At 67.8% G+C, this 16,184-nt stretch carries 19 protein-coding genes; 10 read left to right on the top strand and 9 right to left on the bottom strand.

Going from position 1 to position 16,184, the window contains the following annotated elements; all coding sequences use genetic code 11:
• The first annotated feature begins 31 nt into the window (after positions 1 to 31).
• The 5 genes from GXK59_RS01195 (at position 32) to GXK59_RS01175 (ending at position 3,359) form a co-directional block, all read left to right on the top strand.
• On the top strand, positions 32 to 496 hold the full coding sequence (locus tag GXK59_RS01195) for a universal stress protein (RefSeq protein ID WP_160663704.1): 465 nt from the start codon (positions 32 to 34) through the stop codon (positions 494 to 496).
• Entirely contained in the window at positions 493 to 1,371 is an 879-nt protein-coding gene (locus GXK59_RS01190) for a hypothetical protein (protein WP_202129039.1), read from the top strand. Before GXK59_RS01195 ends, GXK59_RS01190 begins: the two co-directional genes overlap by 4 nt.
• A 5-nt stretch (positions 1,372 to 1,376) precedes the next feature.
• Positions 1,377 to 1,817 (top strand): hypothetical protein, encoded by a 441-nt coding sequence (locus GXK59_RS01185; RefSeq protein ID WP_202129038.1) that lies wholly within the window; start codon positions 1,377 to 1,379, stop codon positions 1,815 to 1,817.
• Positions 1,814 to 2,536: a hypothetical protein gene (locus tag GXK59_RS01180; protein ID WP_160663702.1), complete on the top strand. Its 723-nt coding sequence runs from the start codon at positions 1,814 to 1,816 to the stop codon at positions 2,534 to 2,536. The genes GXK59_RS01185 and GXK59_RS01180 overlap by 4 nt, the downstream gene beginning before the upstream one ends.
• Before the next feature lie 91 nt (positions 2,537 to 2,627).
• The gene (locus tag GXK59_RS01175) at positions 2,628 to 3,359 is read left to right on the top strand and encodes a hypothetical protein (protein WP_160663700.1); all 732 of its coding nucleotides are present in this window, start codon (positions 2,628 to 2,630) and stop codon (positions 3,357 to 3,359) included.
• A gap of 4 nt (positions 3,360 to 3,363) precedes the next feature.
• Here GXK59_RS01175 and GXK59_RS01170 read toward each other — a convergent pair whose 3' ends face one another.
• From GXK59_RS01170 to mgtA, 3 genes are all read right to left on the bottom strand, one after another.
• Positions 3,364 to 3,777, bottom strand: a complete 414-nt coding sequence (locus GXK59_RS01170) for a DUF302 domain-containing protein (protein ID WP_160663698.1) — start codon at positions 3,775 to 3,777, stop codon at positions 3,364 to 3,366.
• A 4-nt stretch (positions 3,778 to 3,781) separates the two neighbouring features.
• Positions 3,782 to 5,134, bottom strand: a complete 1,353-nt coding sequence (locus GXK59_RS01165; protein WP_160663696.1) for a phosphoribosyltransferase — start codon at positions 5,132 to 5,134, stop codon at positions 3,782 to 3,784.
• Positions 5,135 to 5,234: 100 nt separating this feature from the next.
• Positions 5,235 to 7,961, bottom strand: coding sequence for a magnesium-translocating P-type ATPase (gene mgtA / locus GXK59_RS01160; protein WP_160663694.1), 2,727 nt, complete (start codon positions 7,959 to 7,961; stop codon positions 5,235 to 5,237).
• Between the two features lie 253 nt (positions 7,962 to 8,214).
• Here mgtA and GXK59_RS01155 point away from each other — a divergent pair, with 253 nt between their 5' ends.
• Positions 8,215 to 8,964, top strand: a complete 750-nt coding sequence (locus GXK59_RS01155) for a GAF and ANTAR domain-containing protein (protein WP_160663692.1) — start codon at positions 8,215 to 8,217, stop codon at positions 8,962 to 8,964.
• Here the strand turns inward: GXK59_RS01155 and GXK59_RS01150 are convergent.
• The 6 genes from GXK59_RS01150 to GXK59_RS01125 all read right to left on the bottom strand — a co-directional run bounded on the left by GXK59_RS01150 (position 8,961) and on the right by GXK59_RS01125 (position 12,469).
• Complete coding sequence (locus GXK59_RS01150) at positions 8,961 to 9,659, bottom strand: esterase/lipase family protein (protein WP_160663690.1); 699 nt, start codon at positions 9,657 to 9,659, stop codon at positions 8,961 to 8,963. The two genes, GXK59_RS01155 and GXK59_RS01150, sit on opposite strands and share 4 nt — an antisense overlap.
• Positions 9,656 to 10,456 (bottom strand): alpha/beta fold hydrolase, encoded by an 801-nt coding sequence (locus GXK59_RS01145; protein WP_160663688.1) that lies wholly within the window; start codon positions 10,454 to 10,456, stop codon positions 9,656 to 9,658. The genes GXK59_RS01150 and GXK59_RS01145 overlap by 4 nt, the downstream gene beginning before the upstream one ends.
• Positions 10,457 to 10,537: 81 nt before the next feature.
• Positions 10,538 to 10,747, bottom strand: coding sequence for a hypothetical protein (locus tag GXK59_RS01140; RefSeq protein ID WP_024367861.1), 210 nt, complete (start codon positions 10,745 to 10,747; stop codon positions 10,538 to 10,540).
• A gap of 123 nt (positions 10,748 to 10,870) precedes the next feature.
• A complete protein-coding gene (locus GXK59_RS01135; RefSeq protein WP_160663686.1) occupies positions 10,871 to 11,227 on the bottom strand; it encodes a cytoplasmic protein in 357 nt (118 codons plus the stop codon).
• Positions 11,228 to 11,291: 64 nt separating this feature from the next.
• Complete coding sequence (locus GXK59_RS01130) at positions 11,292 to 11,723, bottom strand: VOC family protein (protein WP_160663684.1); 432 nt, start codon at positions 11,721 to 11,723, stop codon at positions 11,292 to 11,294.
• 179 nt (positions 11,724 to 11,902) lie between these two features.
• Entirely contained in the window at positions 11,903 to 12,469 is a 567-nt protein-coding gene (locus tag GXK59_RS01125; RefSeq protein WP_160663682.1) for a type 1 glutamine amidotransferase domain-containing protein, read from the bottom strand.
• A gap of 430 nt (positions 12,470 to 12,899) precedes the next feature.
• Here GXK59_RS01125 and GXK59_RS01120 point away from each other — a divergent pair, with 430 nt between their 5' ends.
• The 4 genes from GXK59_RS01120 (at position 12,900) to GXK59_RS01105 (ending at position 16,162) form a co-directional block, all read left to right on the top strand.
• Entirely contained in the window at positions 12,900 to 14,234 is a 1,335-nt protein-coding gene (locus GXK59_RS01120; RefSeq protein WP_160663680.1) for a glycosyltransferase family 2 protein, read from the top strand.
• Positions 14,235 to 14,242: 8 nt separating this feature from the next.
• Positions 14,243 to 14,761: a PilZ domain-containing protein gene (locus GXK59_RS01115; protein WP_237393732.1), complete on the top strand. Its 519-nt coding sequence runs from the start codon at positions 14,243 to 14,245 to the stop codon at positions 14,759 to 14,761.
• A gap of 92 nt (positions 14,762 to 14,853) precedes the next feature.
• On the top strand, positions 14,854 to 15,105 hold the full coding sequence (locus tag GXK59_RS01110; protein ID WP_024367866.1) for a DUF2630 family protein: 252 nt from the start codon (positions 14,854 to 14,856) through the stop codon (positions 15,103 to 15,105).
• A 94-nt stretch (positions 15,106 to 15,199) separates the two neighbouring features.
• Positions 15,200 to 16,162: an IS481 family transposase gene (locus tag GXK59_RS01105; RefSeq protein ID WP_160663676.1), complete on the top strand. Its 963-nt coding sequence runs from the start codon at positions 15,200 to 15,202 to the stop codon at positions 16,160 to 16,162.
• Positions 16,163 to 16,184 lie beyond the last annotated feature (22 nt).

The raw sequence follows: 16,184 nt of genomic DNA, 5'->3' as shown, positions 1-16,184 counted from the left end.
CGCGCCGGGGCGGGCCGGGCAGGCTGGGGCAATGAACGCTGATCAGCGGATAGTCGTGGGCGTGGACGGTTCGGATTTCTCGACGACGGCGCTCCGGCTCGCCGGACGCATGGCCAGGAGCCTTGACGCGCCCCTGGAGGTCGTCACATGCCTGGGCACGTCGGATCTTTTCCTGGCCTCCCACCTGCCCGAAGAGAGCTCCCCCACCACCACCCAGCTGGAAGAGACGGCCAAACGGCTCGTCGACGAATCCCTCGAACGTGCCTTCGGCGGTGACATCCCGGAAGGCCTGACCCGGACCGTGAAGTTCGGCCCTCCGGCCAAAGTCCTCGTGCAGGAGAGCCGGGACGCCCAGCTTCTGGTGGTCGGCCGGCGCGGCCGCGGCGGCTTCCTCGCCCAGGTCATGGGATCGGTCAGCGGTGCCTGCGTGGCCCATGCACACTGCCCGGTGCTGGTGGTCGGCGATAACCCGGACAAACACCAGGCGAGGGAATGAACCGCAGCCCGTGGCCGGTGCGGGCCCTCTGGCTGCTCACCGGTGCGCTGACCCTCCCCGCCGCACTGACGGGGCTGCTGTTCCCGGACATCTACCGGGGCGTCGTGGCAGCGGACCTGCTTCCCGGCGCAGTGTCCCAGGACCTGATGTCCGCCGTGGCCGGCATTGCCCTGCTGGTCCTGGCAGTAACCGTGCGCCGGGGCCAACCCAAGGTACAGCTCGTGGCGCTGGGAATCCTGGGCTACCTGTTCTACGCCTATGGAATCTACTCCATTGAGCGGACCTACAACGGCTTCTACCTCGTGTACCTTGCCGTCTTCGCCTTGTCCTTCTGGGGGACGGTCTACACGGCGGTGGAGCTCCGGGCGGAGGGGCCGATGCGGGCACGGCTGCCAAAAGGCATCCGGGTGCTGTCCGCCTCAGGCGCGCTCCTCCAGCCGCTCATCTTCTATCCGCTGTGGATTGCCATGCTGCTGCCGCTGATGCGGAACGGCGACCAAATCGATTCGCTCTACTCCGTTTTCATCCTTGACTTGTGCTTCATCATGCCGGCGTTCCTCATCCTCGCCGTCCTGACATTCCGCAGCCGCTGGCCGGGGCTGGTGTTGATGCCCGCGCTGTACCTGCTCGGCTTCACGCTGATCTTCTCCCTGGCGCTGGGGGAGCTGTTCAAGCCGCTGTTCGACGTCCCCGGGTCCGCGTTGTCCCTCTGGTCCTCGGTCCTGCTGTCTGCCTTCTTCCTGGTGCTGGGAGGGCTGCACCTGTGGAAACTTGAGCTGAATCCCGGCAGCGTGGCCGGGCGCAACGGGACCGGCCGGCCCCTCACCGCGGAAGCCGCCACGGAAACCGGCGCTGGCGCCGGCACGGAAAGGTAGGGGCCGTGGCTCAGCTGCAGGCCCCGGAGCGGATCCGGGCCGCGGAGCGCACCGGACGGCCGGGAAGGGTCGTGGGCGGCTTCTTCCTCTTCACCGGCGGCATCCACCTCGGGATCGTGGCCGCCGGCCCGGAGTTCTACCGACACTTCGCAGACGGGGCCCTGCTGCCGTTCATCACCGCTGCCTGGCGCGACGTCTTCATGGCAAATCCTGCCGCGTGGGGCCTGGCCCTGTCCCTGGGCGAGGTTGCCCTCGGCCTCCTGCTGCTCAGGGGCGGGCCGTGGGCCACCGTCGGCTGGGCCGGAGTGACCGCATTCCACCTGGGACTGATGCTTTTCGGCTGGGGGTTCTGGCTGTGGAGCGTGCCGGCCCTGGCGTTCCTGGTCCCGTCGGCAGTCGCGCATTGGCGACGGCAGCACCAGCCGGTGGAACGCGGTGTTCGGTGAGCCGGTCCGCTGCCTCCTCCCGGCTCCGCGGACCGCTGGCGGCTTTGGCCGCTGCGGCGGCCGCCGCCGGCTATGTCCTCGCTGTCCGGCCCCGGATGCTGCGCTGGGGTGCGACTGCCCAGGAGTCCTCAGCCCCGCTGCCCGGTGACGAGCTGGTCCGGACGCCCCGGATGCAGAGCACGCGGGCCGTCACCGTCAACGCGCCGGCCGCGAGCGTCTGGCCGTGGCTCGTGCAGCTGGGCGCCGGACGCGGCGGCATGTACAGCTACGACCTGCTGGAGAACGCCGCGGGCCTCGGCATGCACAGCGCGGACCGGATCCTTCCCGAGTATCAGCGGCTCGACGTCGGCGATGTCATCCCATTGGTTTTCAAGAAGGGTCCCGACATGGGGATCCCGGTCCGGCGCATGGAGGCCGGATCCGTGCTGGGTCTCGGCGGCACCATGGATCCGCGCACCGGCAATATCACCCCGGCCGGCAGTGCAGCCGCTGGCCCCCGGCTGGAGCTCGGCTGGACGTTTGTGCTGCAGCCCGTCGACGGCGGCACCACGCGGCTCCTGTCCCGGACGCGGTACGACTATTCACCGCTGGCCGTGGGGCTGATCCTCAGGCCGCTGCTGGAACCCCTGCAGTTCGTCATGGAGCGGCGGATGCTCCTGGGCATCAAGTCCCGTGCCGAGGATCGCGGCCGCCAGCCGGGCCGCAGGCGGCGTCCATGACCTTGTGCCCTACCCTCGCGGCCCCCGCCGGAATAGCCTCGAAGTTCAGGGGCGGTCCGCAGCCGCCCGCCGGGTTCCGGGGAGGCAAACGGTGAAATCGGCAAAAACAAGCATCATCGCCGGCATCGCATTGATGGCGGCCGGTGTCCTCCTGCTGCTGGACCTGCTCGGGATCCTCAACAGCGCGGTCCTCGTGTGGCCGTTGATTTTCGCAGCGGCCGGGACCGGCTTCATCACCGTGTTTTTCCGCAGCCGGGACAACTGGTGGGCCGCTATTCCAGGTTCCGTGTTCCTGGGCCTGGCGGCGGTCATCGTGATCACCCAGCTCTGGCCGGGCCCCGCGGCGTACTGGGCCGGCTCCTTCCTGTTCCTGTTTATGGGCGCGGGCTTCGGCGCGGTGTACGTGCGCGAACGCTCCAACTGGTGGGCGCTGATCCCCTGCGGCGTGATGCTGACGCTTGCCCTCGTGGTGGCCCTCCCGGAGAACTGGGAAGGCATGCCGGTTGCCGCCGTCCTGTTCCTGGGCCTGGCCGCCACGTTCGCGGCGCTTTCCCTCGTTCCCATCCGCACCGCTCCCGGTCCGGGCCAGCCGGCAGCCCTGTCCGGCCAGCCCGGGGCTGCGGAGCCATCACGGATGAAGTGGCCGCTGATTCCGGCTGCGGTCCTGGCCGTGCTGGGGCTCATCTTCGCGGTGCAGGCCACAGCGCTGCTCACCGCAAGCGAGTTCTTCGTCCCGGTGCTCCTGGTGATCGCCGGTGTGGCGCTGCTGGTCTACGCCTACCGCCACCGGGCCGGCGGCCCCCACAAGGTGCACGGGGCCTGACCGATCAGTCCGCCGCGGCCAGTTCGGCCATGGCAGCGCGCAGGCGGGTGCCGGCGTCCTCCGCCACCTCGCGGACCGCAGGGGCGCCGCTGAGCTGGACCATGGTTTGCGGGTCGATGGCATGGACCGTCGTCGCGGTGGCCCCGGTCCCGCGGCGCACCACCACGTTGCAGGGCAGGAGCGCCCCCATTTCCGGCTCGGCGGCCAATGCCCTGCTGGCGAGCATCGGATTGCAGGCACCGAGGATGACGTAGTCTCCCAGGGCTTCCGCGGCGTCCTCGCCGAGTTTGGCGGCAAAGGTGGCACGCACATCAATTTCCGAGAGTATCCCGAAGCCCTGGGCGGCGAGCGCCGCGCGCGTCTTCGCGACGGCGTCCTCCCAGTTCAGCGGGACGACGGCGGTGTAGGTGTAGCTCATGCTGTTACTCCTGGGGATTGGTTTCGGCCTGCAGCAGGTAGTCGACGAACCAGTCCCGGGCGAGGATGGCAGCCGCCGCCAGCGTACCGGGTTCTTCAAAGAGATGGGTGGCGCCCTGGACGACGGCCAGCTGGTTGGGGCAGCGCATCATGGACTTCGCCTTGCGGTTGAGTTCCAGCACCTCGTAGTCGTAGCTGCCGACAATGAGGAGCGTGGGCGCCCGGACGGCGGAGAGCCGGGGTCCGGCCAGGTCGGGGCGGCCGCCGCGGGAGACGACGGCGTCGATCCGGGCGGTTGGCTCGGAGGCGGCCCAGAGCGCGGCCCCGGCACCCGTGCTGGCTCCGAAATAGCCAATGGCGCAGGAGGACGTGTCCTGCCGGGTGGCGAGCCAGTCCGTGGCCGAGGACAGCCGGCGTGCCAAAAGTTCGATGTCGAAGACGTTGGCGCGGTTCCGTTCCTCCGCCGGTGTCAGCAGGTCCAGCAGCAGGGTTCCGAGCCCCGCCTGCTGCAGGACCCCCGCCACGTACCTGTTCCGCGGGCTGTGCCTGCTGCTGCCGCTGCCGTGCGCGAACAGAACCACGGCCCGGGCAGGGACCGGCAGGTGCAGTTGGCCCTGGAGGCGCACCCCGCGTGACGGGATTTCGACCTCCTCATCGAACTCGGCGGCGTCCTGCGCGCTGGCCGCGGCCGGCTTCCGGGACGTCTGCGGCGAGTTCTGCAGGCGCTTGGCCGCGGCGTCGAGGAGTTGGACCACCTCGTCGTCTTCGGTGGGGGAGAAATCGCGGTAGTGGTAGCCAACCGCGGAGAACTGGTGCGGCGTGGCGAGGCAGACGACTTCGTCGGGCTCGGTCAGGCTCCTGAGAGTGTCGGCAGGGGCGACCGGAACGGCCAGGATGACCCTGGCGGCGCCGAGCTTCCGGGCGATCCGGCAGGCGACCCTGGCGGTGGATCCGGTGGCGATCCCGTCGTCGACGATCACCGCGATGCGCCCGGTGAGATCCTGCCGGGTCCGGCCCTTCCGGAAACGGGCCACCCTGTTCTCCAGCACGGCGCGTTCGTGGTCTTCGACGGCCTGCAGCTCAGCGTCACTGACCCGGGCCTGGGCCAGCACGTGTTCTTCGAGCACCCGGGCGCCACCCTCGCCGATGGCGCCCATGGCGAGCTCCGGCTGGTACGGAAGACCCAGCTTCCGCACCACGATCACGTCCAGCGGCGCGTCGAGGGCGGCGGCGACTTCGAAGGCGACAGGGACTCCGCCGCGGGGCAGACCGAGGACCACGATGTCCTGGCCCCGCAGGTCCGCGAGCCGCCTTCCCAGTTGCCGGCCGGCGTCGACCCTGTCTTCGAAGATGCTCATCAGTATGGCTTTCCAATCGGGACGTCGGCCGGGGTCTCATCCAGGCGTGCGCTCCGCAGGCTGGGAAATTGACCAGTTGGCCGCTCCCTCCCACTATCGGTCAGGAGCCCCCGGGATGTGAGGGCCTTTGTGCCCGGATTCGGCCGCGCCGCCGCCCCGGTCCCCGGTTGTGGAGCAACGGGCCGGCCTTCGCCGTGCTGAACCGCGCGGCACGGCGCGCGATGTGGTGCGTCGTGCCGCGCCGCGGGACCGCCCGGGGCCGCAGCGGGACAGGCTGCTGCGCGGCGCGGGCGTAGAACCAGAGCTTGGCCAGTTCAACCAGCACCAGGTACACCGCGCCCATCCCCAGCAGGGCGAGGAAGAACGGGACCGGCAGCGGATCGAAGCCAAGCACACCGGCCAGCGGCGAGAGCGGCAGGTAGACGCCGAGGGCCACTACGCCCAGGGACGCGCCGACCAGGCCCAGCGACGGCCGGCTGCGGAAGAAGGGCACCCGCCGGGTCCGGATGACGAAGATGATCAGCGTCTGCGTGACGATCGACTCGATGAACCAGCCGGCCCGGAATTCGCCCGGAACAGCATCGAAGGCGAACAGCATCAGGGCGAACGTGGCGAAATCGAACAGTGAGCTGATCGGGCCGAAAAGGAACATAAAGCGCCGGATGAAACCGATGTCCCAGTGAGATGGCGCCAGGAGCTGTTCCTTGTCCACCCGGTCCCCCGGGATGGCGAGCTGGCCGGCGTCATAGAGCAGGTTGTTCAGCAGGATCTGTCCCGGCAGCATCGGCAGGAAGCTCAGGACCACGGAGGCCGTGGCGGCGCTGAACATGTTGCCGAAGTTGCTGGACGTGCCCATCAGGACGTATTTGATGGTGTTGGCGAAGATCCGCCGGCCCTCCATCACGCCTTCGGCCAGGACGCCCAGGTCCTTGTCCAGCAGCACGACGTCGGCGGCATCCTTGGCGACGTCGGTGGCGCTGTCGACCGAGATGCCGATGTCCGCGGCGTGCAGCGCCAGTGCGTCGTTGACGCCGTCGCCCATGAACCCGACGGACCCGCCGCTCTGCCGCAGCAGCCTGATGATCCGGGCCTTCTGTTCGGGCGAGACGCGGGCGAAGATGCTGGCCTCACGCGCCGCGGCGGCCAGTTCCGCATCGGACATGGCCTCGACCGTGGCGCCGGTCAGTGTTCCGCCGGAGAGCACCCCGAGTTCGTCACAGACCTTTTCGGCCACTTTCGCGTTGTCCCCCGTGGCAATCTTGACCGTGATGCCGAGCTCCTCGAGCCGGTCCAGGGAGGCGCGTGCGGTGGCCTTGGGCCGGTCCAGGAAGATCAGGAACCCTGCGAGGACCAGGTCTTTTTCGTCGGCGGGCCCGATCGCCGTCAGGCCATCGGCCGCCCGGGTCGCGACGGCAACCACCCGGGATCCGGCGTCGAATTGTTCGTCCAGCATCGCCTGGACGCTGGCCGGTGTGGCTCCGCAGAGCGCCAGGACATCTTCAGGTGACCCCTTGGTGACCATGCGGGCCGCGGCGCCCGCCTCGCTGACCAGCACGCTGGTCCGCCGCCGCAGATGGTCGAAGTCGATGACGTCGAGGCGCTCATACCGGGCGGGCGCGAAGGCGGCCGCGGCGGCGGATGCCCACAGCGCGGCGTCCAGAGGGTTCAGGCCCACCGGGGATGCCTGGGATTCCACGTAGTCGGCTTCGGTGGCAAGGAGCCCCAGGGTCAGCAGTTCGCCGGCGGAGATGCCGGGCCCGGCAGGCAGGGCTGACGTGAAGCTGATCCGGCCCTCCGTCAGCGTCCCGGTCTTGTCCGTCACCAGAACATCCATGTCGCCGAGGTCCTCAATGCAGACCAGCCGTTTGACCAGGACCTTGCGCTTAGCCAGCTGCCGGGTTCCCGTGGCCAGGCTTGTGCTGACGATGGCGGGCAGCAGCTGCGGTGTGATCCCGACGGCGATCGCGAGCGAGAACAGCAGCGACTCAATGACGGGCCGCTGCAGCAGCAGGTTGGCGATAAAGATCAGGGAGGTGAGGCCGATCGCCACCTGGAGCAGCAGGAAGGAGAAGCGCTGGAGGCCCAGCTGGAATTCGGTCTGGGGCTGGCGCTCCCCGAGTCCCAGGGCGATCCGGCCGAATTCGGCCCGGCCGCCGGTGGCGACCACCAGACCGGTGCAGTTGCCGGCCTGGATCACCGTGCCCATGAACAGGCACGACGTCAGGTCCCCCAGCGCCGCCGCGCCGGGGACGGGCGCGGGGTCCTTGCTGACCGGCATGGATTCCCCGGTCAGGATGCTTTCATCGCAGAGCAGGTCCTTCGCACTCAGCAGCCGCATGTCGGCGGGGATGATCGCGCCGATGGCCAGATGCACGACGTCGCCGGGCACCAGGGCGGTGACGTCCACCTCCTGCGGGGTGGCGTCGCGGACCACGACTGCGCGGTGGGTGACACGGGAGTGCAGCGCCTCCGCGGCACGTTCAGCGCGGAACTCGTTGCTGAACCCGAGGCCGACGCTGACCAGCAGGATGACGCCGATCACGATCGAGTTCGTGGCGTCGCCGAGGAAGAGCGAGAGCCCGGCCGTGATGAGCAGCAGGATCAGGATGGGGCTGCGCAGTTGCCGGCCCAGGACGGCCCACCCGCTGGCCTGGTGGGTGCGTACCGCGTTCGGTCCCAGCTCCGCAAGGCGCCGGGCCGCCTCGCTGCTGCCGAGTCCGTCGGTGCTTGAGCCCAGCCGCTCGACGACCTCTTCCACCGGCTGGTGGGCGGCGTCGGCGATCGCAAGGGGCAGGGAGCGCGGTTCGCGGATGTCGAGCTCAGGCATGGGGATTCCGTTCGAACGTCGAGATATGTCCTAGGGTACGTCCGCAAGCTGGCCGCGCACGGCGGTTCCGGGCCGTGGCCGGTCGGGTCAGGAACGCGGGGACCGGCTGTATATAATTTCCCGGTACGGTTTTGCAGCAAGCCGTTGGATTGTTCTTCGATCCGGCCGCAAGTCGTCCGCCACTGCCGCTTTCCTGCACGTGGGCGCCACCGTCCGGGTCGTGTTGACCTGAGTGAAACGGCACGACGAGACAGTGGTTAGCGACTCAACCGCAGCTTCAGTAGAAGCAACTTCAACCAACCAGCACCTGCACGAACTGGTGCTCAACAGCTCCGACGTAGAGGAGTTCCTGCGCGAACTGGCGCGGGTTTCCGCACGCAGCCTCTCGGAGCCCGGCGACGAGATCCTCTGCGGGATCACGCTCTTCCGGCACCGGAAGGCCGCGACGGTGGCCAGCAGCAGCGACACCGCCCAGGCCATGGACGAAATCCAGTACGCCTTCGGAGACGGACCGTGCGTGACGGCATCCCGGGAACAGGAAACCGTTCATATCCGGGACCTCGATACGTGCGGGCGCTGGCCCCAGTACGCCGCCACCGTCCGCGGCCACGGCGTCCGCTCGATCCTGGCACTGCCCTTCCTGCTGGACGGCGACACCCGTGCTGCCCTCAACCTCTACTCGCACCGGTCCGGCCGGTTCGATGGCAGGGCCATGGATCTGGCCCGGGACTTTGTAAGCCAGACGTCGCTGGCGCTGCGGCTGGCGGTGCGTTTTGCGCACTACAGCGACACGGCGGCGAATCTCAAGGCGACCCTGGAGACCCGGACCGGCATCGACGTCGCGGTCGGAATCATCATGGCGCAGAACCGCTGCAGCCAGACCGAGGCCTTCGAACTCCTCAAGGCTGCTTCCAGCGCGCGCAACATCAAGCTGCATGCGGTGGCGGCCGGGGTTGTCGAATCGCTCGGCAAGGGGCCGGCCAGGACGCACTTCGACGTCTAGCCCGGCGCAGGTCGGCCCGGGCTAGGCGCGGCCGCGATGTCCAGGATGGTGCGGATTGTGTCCTCGTGGGCCAGGATCCGGAAGTGGCCGGCGGTGTCCAGCCGTATATTCCGGGCGCCGGGCAGCACGCTGCCCTCGGGGATGTGCGGGTCAAAGAGCCCGTAGACCGAGGTGATGCGCTCGTTGACGCGTTCCTCCCGGGAGAGCTGCATGGTCACGGCATTCCGGGGCGAGAAGGCGCGCAGGCTCGGCAGCAGCATAAACGAGGCGTAGCGCGATCCGGAGAACGGCGAGCAGACTGCCACCATGCCGGCGATACGGCGCTCCGGATCCAGCTGCATCATCACGAATTTGCCGATCTGTCCGCCCTTGCTGTGGGCGACGATCATCGCGTCCGACAGGTCACGGTCCCGGATGTAACCGGCGATCAGGTCCGCGGCCCTGGGCACGGCGAGCCGGTTGCGGTGCAGCAAGGTCAGCACATGCACGGGATGGCCTGCCTCGTGGAGCCGCCGAACCAGCGGCAGCATAAAGCGCCAGTCCTCGTAGACTCCCGGAATCACGACGACGGGCCGGCCTGTCCCGCTGAGGAACTCGTCCGGCCTCGTCCGGGAAATGGCACTGAGGAGCTGCCGCCCTGCGGCGTAGAGGTAGTCCTGGACCCACCAGCGGCCGGCCTGCAGGATCCCGCTCATGCCGGGCGTCCCTGCTGGATCCCCCCGGCCGTTTGGCGGATTCCGGCGAAGTCCAGGATGGCTCCTGCCACTTCCCCGGAGCGGTTGTGCTGCACCACGTGCCCGGTGCCTTCGATTTCCAGCAGTTGCCCCCGGTCCGTGCGTCCGGCCAGCCGCCGGCACCAGTCCACGGAGGCCACGGGGTCGTTGGCGCCGCGCACCACCAGGACCGGCGCCGTGACTCCGGCGATCCGTTCGTCTGTGGGGTAGTCCATCATGACCCGCAGGGTTTTTAGGTACCAGGTGGGCCCGCACCGGAGGTAGTCCGTGAGGACAAGGGCGTTCGAGGACGGGCTTTCGAAGAACAGGCTGTCCCGGCCCAGCGCCAGGGCCTGCCGCAGCACGGTGCGGCGTTTGGAATCGACCACCGGCCCCATCAGTACCAGGCGGGAAATCCGGTCTGGCTGCTGAAGCGCGGCCTCGGTCGCGAACTGGGTGCCCATCGAGTGTCCGACGAGCACGAATTCCAGGACGCCGAGCTGTTCCAGGGCGCCGAGGATGTAGGTGGCGTGGTCCGAGACGGAGAGTGTGTGTTCCGGACGCGGTGTGGCGCCGAATCCCGGCAGGTCGATCGAATAGATGTCCACCGATTCCGCCAGCTGCCGGTGCAGTCTGGTGTAGTACCGGTGCGAGACGCCGATCCCGTGGATCAGGACGACGGCCTGGCGCGGCGCCTCGGCGCCGGCCGCTCCCCTGGAGACAAACACATGGCCCAGATGGCCGGCGGCCTCGATCTCAAAGCGGTCGGGCCTGCTCATGGTGGGCTCTTTTCTTTTCGGCGCAGGTTTTGCTCTGCGCCACCTTGTCAGCGTCTAGTAAGCATACTGACAATAAATCGTTCAGTCTTGCCGCTTGTCCCGCTCGCTGAACTCCTCATCGAGGTCGAAGTGCCTGAATTCAGTTTCCGGATTCGGCTCGCCGTCAGCCACGTACTCGTAATCCAACTGACGCTGGACCTGGCTGTCGAGGACCTGCAGCTCCTTGTCCTCCACCTTGCTGAGGTCCTCCGGGAATTCATCCTCCGGCGTGAGGTGAAGTTTCTCAGTCATGGCATGCCTCTCTGGACCGGGTGGACTCGAAGTTTACTGTGTCCCGGCCGTCTTTAGGATAGCCGCGGCCACGGGTGAGGGGAACACAGCCGACGGGCGTGCCGGCGTTGGCGGGGGCGTGAGCTAGCTGACCGCCGGGCCAAGGGGGACCCGGGCCCCATCGCCGACGGTCGTCCCGGGCGCGGGTTCCTTGAGTTCGACGAATAAGGTGTGCGTTTCGGTGTCGCCGATGTTCTCGCCGGAATGCTCCTGGGCCGGGAGCCATCGGGCCGTCCCGGCGGGGATATCGACGTCGATGTCGTCCCCATGGCCCGACAGCCGGCGGCGGAAGGAGCTCAGGGTGATCATGACACTGTCCGGATGGCCATGCTCCACGGTCTTGTCCCCAGGCCCGTCGCGGTATTCGAGCACGCGCACACGCTCATTCTCGAAAACTACCCGGTACAACGCGGGGTTCGACACCACCGGATCCTGGCCCATGGCGCGAGCATACGCCCCTCCCCCGGCGGCAGCCAGAGGCGCGGCCCGGGGAAATGCCGGGAACTCAGCCCGCAGCCGGCGCCTGGCCCGGCTCGGATCCGACGTTGACCAGCCAGTCGGTCCCGAACTTGTCCGTGCACATGCCGAAGACGTCTCCCCACGGGGCCTTCTCCATGGGCACGGTCACTTTTCCTCCGTCGGCGAGCTTGTCGAAGTAGCCGCGCAGCTCGGCCTCGTCGGAGCCGCTCAGGGACACGGAGATGCTGCTGCCGGGCGTGTAGTCCATGCCGTTGGGCGTGTCCGCGCCCATCAGCACCATGCCCTTGTCCGTGGTCAGCATGCCGTGCATGATCTTGTCCTGCTCGTTGACGTCTTCGCTGGCGTGGTATTCGCCGAAGGTGCTCATGGTCAGTTCGCCGCCAAATACCGACTGGTAGAAGGTCATGGCGTCTTTCGCGTTGTCGCGGAAACTCAGGTAGGGGTTAAGCGTGGTCATGTCCGGGACTCCTTTGCAGCGGGGGCGCTGGCCGGGGTTCCGTGATGCGGCGCGGCCGGGGCGCTCTACAGGGCATATCCTGCCCCAAATCGGCCCTTCCGGGTAGGTATCGCGCACTCCTGCCCAGTTGTTACCCTCCCGAATGCCTGCTGGTCCGGGAAACCGGTCCCTGCTGCCTGCTAGGCCGTTTGTCCGGCGTGCTCGCCCTCTTCGATCTCTTCCAGCAGCTTGTCGTTGAATGCCGGAAGGTCGTGCGGGTTCCGGCTGGTCACGAGGCCCTGGTCCACCACTACTTCCTGGTCGCTCCAGTTGGCACCGGCGTTCTTCAGGTCGGTCTGGAGCGTGTGGTACGAGGTGACGTTCCGGCCGCTGATAACGCCGGCGTCGATCAGCAGCCAGGGGCCGTGGCAAATCGAGGCCACCGGCTTGTGCTGCTCGAAGAAGGCACGCGTGAACGCCTGGGCGTCCCTGTCGACCCTGAGATGGTCCGCGTTCACGACGCCGCCGGGGATCACCAGGGCGTGGAAATCGGCGGCATTCGCCTCGGCGACGGTGAGGTCGACGTCGAACTTCTCCCCCTTCTCGGTGCCGTCATAGCCCTGGAGCTTCCCTCCCTTGGGCGCCACCAGCGTCGGCTCGCCGCCGGCCTCCTTCACAGCGTTCCAGGGACTGGTCAGTTCCACCTGCTCCACGCCGTCCGTCAGCAGGAAGGCGACTTTCTTTCCGGAAATGTCGTGCTTTGACATGGGTCCTCCTCGGGTGCCCGGGGAGGTCCGGAAGCCGGTGAACCGGCCGGATCCTCCACTCGGAGAGATTGCTGCCTTACGGGATCCACTCTAGGAAGCAACAGACTAATAAGCAAGCTGATTATATTGCCTGACGGGGTCCCCGCGACCGGCGTCGACGGACGGCATACCCCGGCCCCCTCCGCCCGGGCAACGCCCTGCGGCTTGTCGGGCAAATCCTTGGGTTAATATGCGCTCAGGCTGCGCCACCAGCACTCCTGACGGTGCGAAGATCGTTTCGCGACGGGCCCCAGAGTCTGCCCCGCTGATTGGATGGCATGCCCACGCTCCAGAAGTATTCTTCCGGCCCGGCTTCCGGGCCGACGGATCTGTTGGTAGGCCATGATCTTCGACGTGCGGCCACATTGCTCTCGCGCGCGGGGATCGCATCGTGGGCGGCGCAGCTCGGATGGCCCACATCGGCGGCATCGCCGCGATCGGCTCGCTGGTCATCTACCTGACCTGGCGCCTGGCGTTTACCCTCCCGGCAGGCGGGTGGAACCTGACCGTTGCCCTGGTGCTGGTGGTCTTTGAGGCGCTCCCGCTGGGCGGCCTGATACTGAAGGCGATCACCCTGTGGAACATCGACAGCCACGCGCCGCCGCCCGTGAACGAGGCGCCCGTGGGCCAGAAGGTCGCCGTGCTCATCCCGACCTACAACGAGCCCGTCGAAGTCCTCGCCCCGACCATCGCCGCGGCGTGTGCGCTCGAACCCGCCCACCAGACGTGGGTGCTCGACGACGGCGACCGGGAGTGGGTGGCGGACATGTGCGCCGCCTTCGGAGCCCGGTACGTCAGCCGCCCGCAGCACGACCATGCCAAAGCCGGCAACATGAATCACGCCCTGGACCTCATGGCTGCCGAGGAGGAAGCGGGCCAGGAGCGGATCGACATCATCGCGGTACTGGACTGCGACCATGTTCCGCTCCCGGGGTTCCTGACCGCCACCCTGGGCTGGTTCGCCGATGAGGAGATCGCCCTGGTCCAGGGACCGCAGGCGTTCTACAATTCCGGGGCCTTCGACGACGACGGTATTTCCGGGGAACAGGGCATGTTCTTCAATGTGCTGATGCCGGCCCGCAACTCTGCCGGGGCCGGTCCGTTCTGGTGCGGTTCCACCTCCCTGCCGCGTGTGAAGGCCCTGCGCGAGGTGGGGGGTGTGGCCACGGAGACCATCACGGAGGACATGCACACCACGCTCAAACTCATCCGGGTCGGCTGGAAGACCGTCTACCATCACCAGACGCTCGCGGTGGGCCTGGCGCCGGCAACGGCGGACCAGTACCTGCTGCAGCGCCGGCGCTGGGGCATGGGTGCCATGCAGATCCTGACCTACGAGCGGCTCTGGGCAGCCAAGAGCTGGATGTCCTGGCGGAACTTCCATGAATACCTGAACGGGACACTGTGGTGGCTCGAAGGCATCGCCACTCTGGTGGCTTTCCTGATCCCGATGCTCGTCTTGGTCTCAGGGGCACAGACCTCCACGGCCGGGCCTGTGGAATTCCTGATTGCCTTCGTCGCCATGTTCTGCACCCGCCTGTGGGGCTCAAAACGGCTGATGCGGCACCAGATCCACTGGCCGACGGCGTTCGCGCTGCGGATCTTCCGTGTTCCGGTGGGACTCGCATGCCTCTGGTGGCTGGTGTCCCGCCAATCGCTGGAGTTCCAGGTCACCCCAAGGGCGCAACCGACGCACGGCTCCGCGGCCGCACCCCACAGGTGCTGAATGTCCTGGTGATCGTTGTGGCCGCAGTCATCCTGTACGCCGCGGCCGGCGTTGCCGGGTGGGTGCCGTGGGCGACCAGCCCGGGGTCCACCGTGGCCGCCGGCGCCTGGCTGCTGCTGGCCGGCGTCGTACTGGTGCTGGGAACCCGGCGGATCCGGGCATCCGAATTCGCGACCTCGCGGCGGAACGGCCACCGGATAGCCATCAAAGCTCCCGTAACCATTGGCGGAGTCCAGGGGCAACTGCTGGACATCTCCATGGGAGGGGCGGCGGTGAGCTTCGCTCAGGGAGTGCTGCAGGAAGGACAGCGCGTCCACCTGGCTCTTCCCGGCGCGAAGCCCGTCGCCCTGGAGGTCGTGCGGGTGTGGGACGGCGCCGACGGCTCGGAAACATCGTCACTGCGGGCGGCGGATGGCGACTGGGCCACGTACCGCGCCCTGTCACTGTGGATATTCCACACCCCCGGTAACGCCATCCCGGGATTCCCGCCCGGCGTTCCGGCTGCCGCCTCCCTGCGCATCGGCTGAACCCGCAGCCGCCTCCGGTGGACGGTCCTCTGGCCAGCTCATCGCGGCCTCGCTACTCTGGCGGGAGGACCGCTACCCGAAAGAAGGCCGTCATGGACGAACAACACATCCTGCAGCAAATCTCAGCGCTGGTGGAAGAAGAGCAGGCGCTCCGCGAGAAGGCCCCCTCCTCTGTGCCGGATTATGAACACGGCCCGGAGCATGCCCGGTTGCAGCGCATCGAAGAGGACCTGGACCAGTGCTGGGACCTCCTGCGGCAGCGCCGGGCCAAGCGGCAGTACGGTGAAAACCCGGATGAGGCGCAGCCCCGCCCGGTCAAGCAAGTGGAAAACTACGAGTCCTAGCTGTACTCGGCCAGGACGTTGGTTACATGTTGAAAAGGGTGAAGACCTCTTAGGTTGGTGGTTACCACACACACCTAACGACTAAGAGGTCTTCATGGTCCACCGTAATGCCCGTCTGACTCCTGCCGGTAGAAGCATCCTTGTCCAGCGTCTTCTGGGCGGCCGTCCCGTGGCGCATGTGGCGAAGGAAATGGGTGTTTCCCGCGCATGCGCCCACCGGTGGCTCAAGCGCTATGTCGAACACGGCTGGGACGGGATGGAGGACCGGTCCTCACGCCCGCATTCGTGCCCGCACGCCACCCCCGAGGCGAAGATCGAGGACGTGCTCGCGGCTCGGGAGAAGCACCGCGAAGGCCCGGTCGAGCTGGCCGAACGCTGCAAGGTCCCGGCCCGCACGGTCTCTAGGATCATCGCCAGGGCCGGGCTGCCCCGGTTGTGGGAACTGGACCCGATCAGCGGCGAACGCATCCGGGCCGGCCGGGCCACCGACCACCGTTACGAACGCGACACCGCCGGAGAGTTGCTGCATATCGACGTCAAGAAACTCGGCGGCATAGCGAACGGCGGCGGCTGGCGGGTCCATGGCCGCAGCGAAGCCGTCAGAGGCCGCGGCATCGGGTACGACTACGTCCACGTCGCCGTGGATGACCACTCCCGCCTGGCCTACGTTGAGGTCCTGCCCGACGAGAAAGGGCCGACCTGCGCCCGGTTCCTGACCAACGCCGCGGCGTTCATGGCCGCGAACGGGGCACCGGTGCGCGAAGTCATGACCGACAACGCCCTGGCCTACATCCGGTCCGCGGACTTCGCTACGGCCATCGCGGATCTCGGCGCCAAACACCGGCGCACCAAACCGCGCAGCCCGTGGCAGAACGGCAAGGCCGAGCGGTTCAACCGCACTCTCCAGGAAGGCTGGGCCTATAAGAACGCCTATGACTCCAGCGACGACCGCACACAGGCCCTCACGGGCTGGCTAGACTTCTACAACCACCGCCGCAACCACAGCGCCCTCGGAGGACGACCACCCATCAGCAGATGTAACCAACCTGCTGGCTGAGTACACCTAGCTCCCGGACTCG

Source organism: Pseudarthrobacter sp. ATCC 49987 (assembly GCF_009928425.1).
Classification (GTDB): domain Bacteria; phylum Actinomycetota; class Actinomycetes; order Actinomycetales; family Micrococcaceae; genus Arthrobacter.
This window is presented reverse-complemented; position numbering and strand designations above follow the sequence as displayed.

Coding starts and splice junctions, on each gene's coding strand:
- GXK59_RS01195 (WP_160663704.1), top strand. CDS start 32: ATGAACGCTGATCAGCGGATAGTCGTGGGCGTGGACGGTTCGGATTTC.
- GXK59_RS01190 (WP_202129039.1), top strand. CDS start 493: ATGAACCGCAGCCCGTGGCCGGTGCGGGCCCTCTGGCTGCTCACCGGT.
- GXK59_RS01170 (WP_160663698.1), bottom strand. CDS start 3,777: ATGAGCTACACCTACACCGCCGTCGTCCCGCTGAACTGGGAGGACGCC.
- GXK59_RS01165 (WP_160663696.1), bottom strand. CDS start 5,134: ATGAGCATCTTCGAAGACAGGGTCGACGCCGGCCGGCAACTGGGAAGG.
- mgtA (WP_160663694.1), bottom strand. CDS start 7,961: ATGCCTGAGCTCGACATCCGCGAACCGCGCTCCCTGCCCCTTGCGATC.
- GXK59_RS01150 (WP_160663690.1), bottom strand. CDS start 9,659: ATGAGCGGGATCCTGCAGGCCGGCCGCTGGTGGGTCCAGGACTACCTC.
- GXK59_RS01145 (WP_160663688.1), bottom strand. CDS start 10,456: ATGAGCAGGCCCGACCGCTTTGAGATCGAGGCCGCCGGCCATCTGGGC.
- GXK59_RS01140 (WP_024367861.1), bottom strand. CDS start 10,747: ATGACTGAGAAACTTCACCTCACGCCGGAGGATGAATTCCCGGAGGAC.
- GXK59_RS01135 (WP_160663686.1), bottom strand. CDS start 11,227: ATGGGCCAGGATCCGGTGGTGTCGAACCCCGCGTTGTACCGGGTAGTT.
- GXK59_RS01130 (WP_160663684.1), bottom strand. CDS start 11,723: ATGACCACGCTTAACCCCTACCTGAGTTTCCGCGACAACGCGAAAGAC.
- GXK59_RS01125 (WP_160663682.1), bottom strand. CDS start 12,469: ATGTCAAAGCACGACATTTCCGGAAAGAAAGTCGCCTTCCTGCTGACG.
- GXK59_RS01110 (WP_024367866.1), top strand. CDS start 14,854: ATGGACGAACAACACATCCTGCAGCAAATCTCAGCGCTGGTGGAAGAA.
- GXK59_RS01105 (WP_160663676.1), top strand. CDS start 15,200: ATGGTCCACCGTAATGCCCGTCTGACTCCTGCCGGTAGAAGCATCCTT.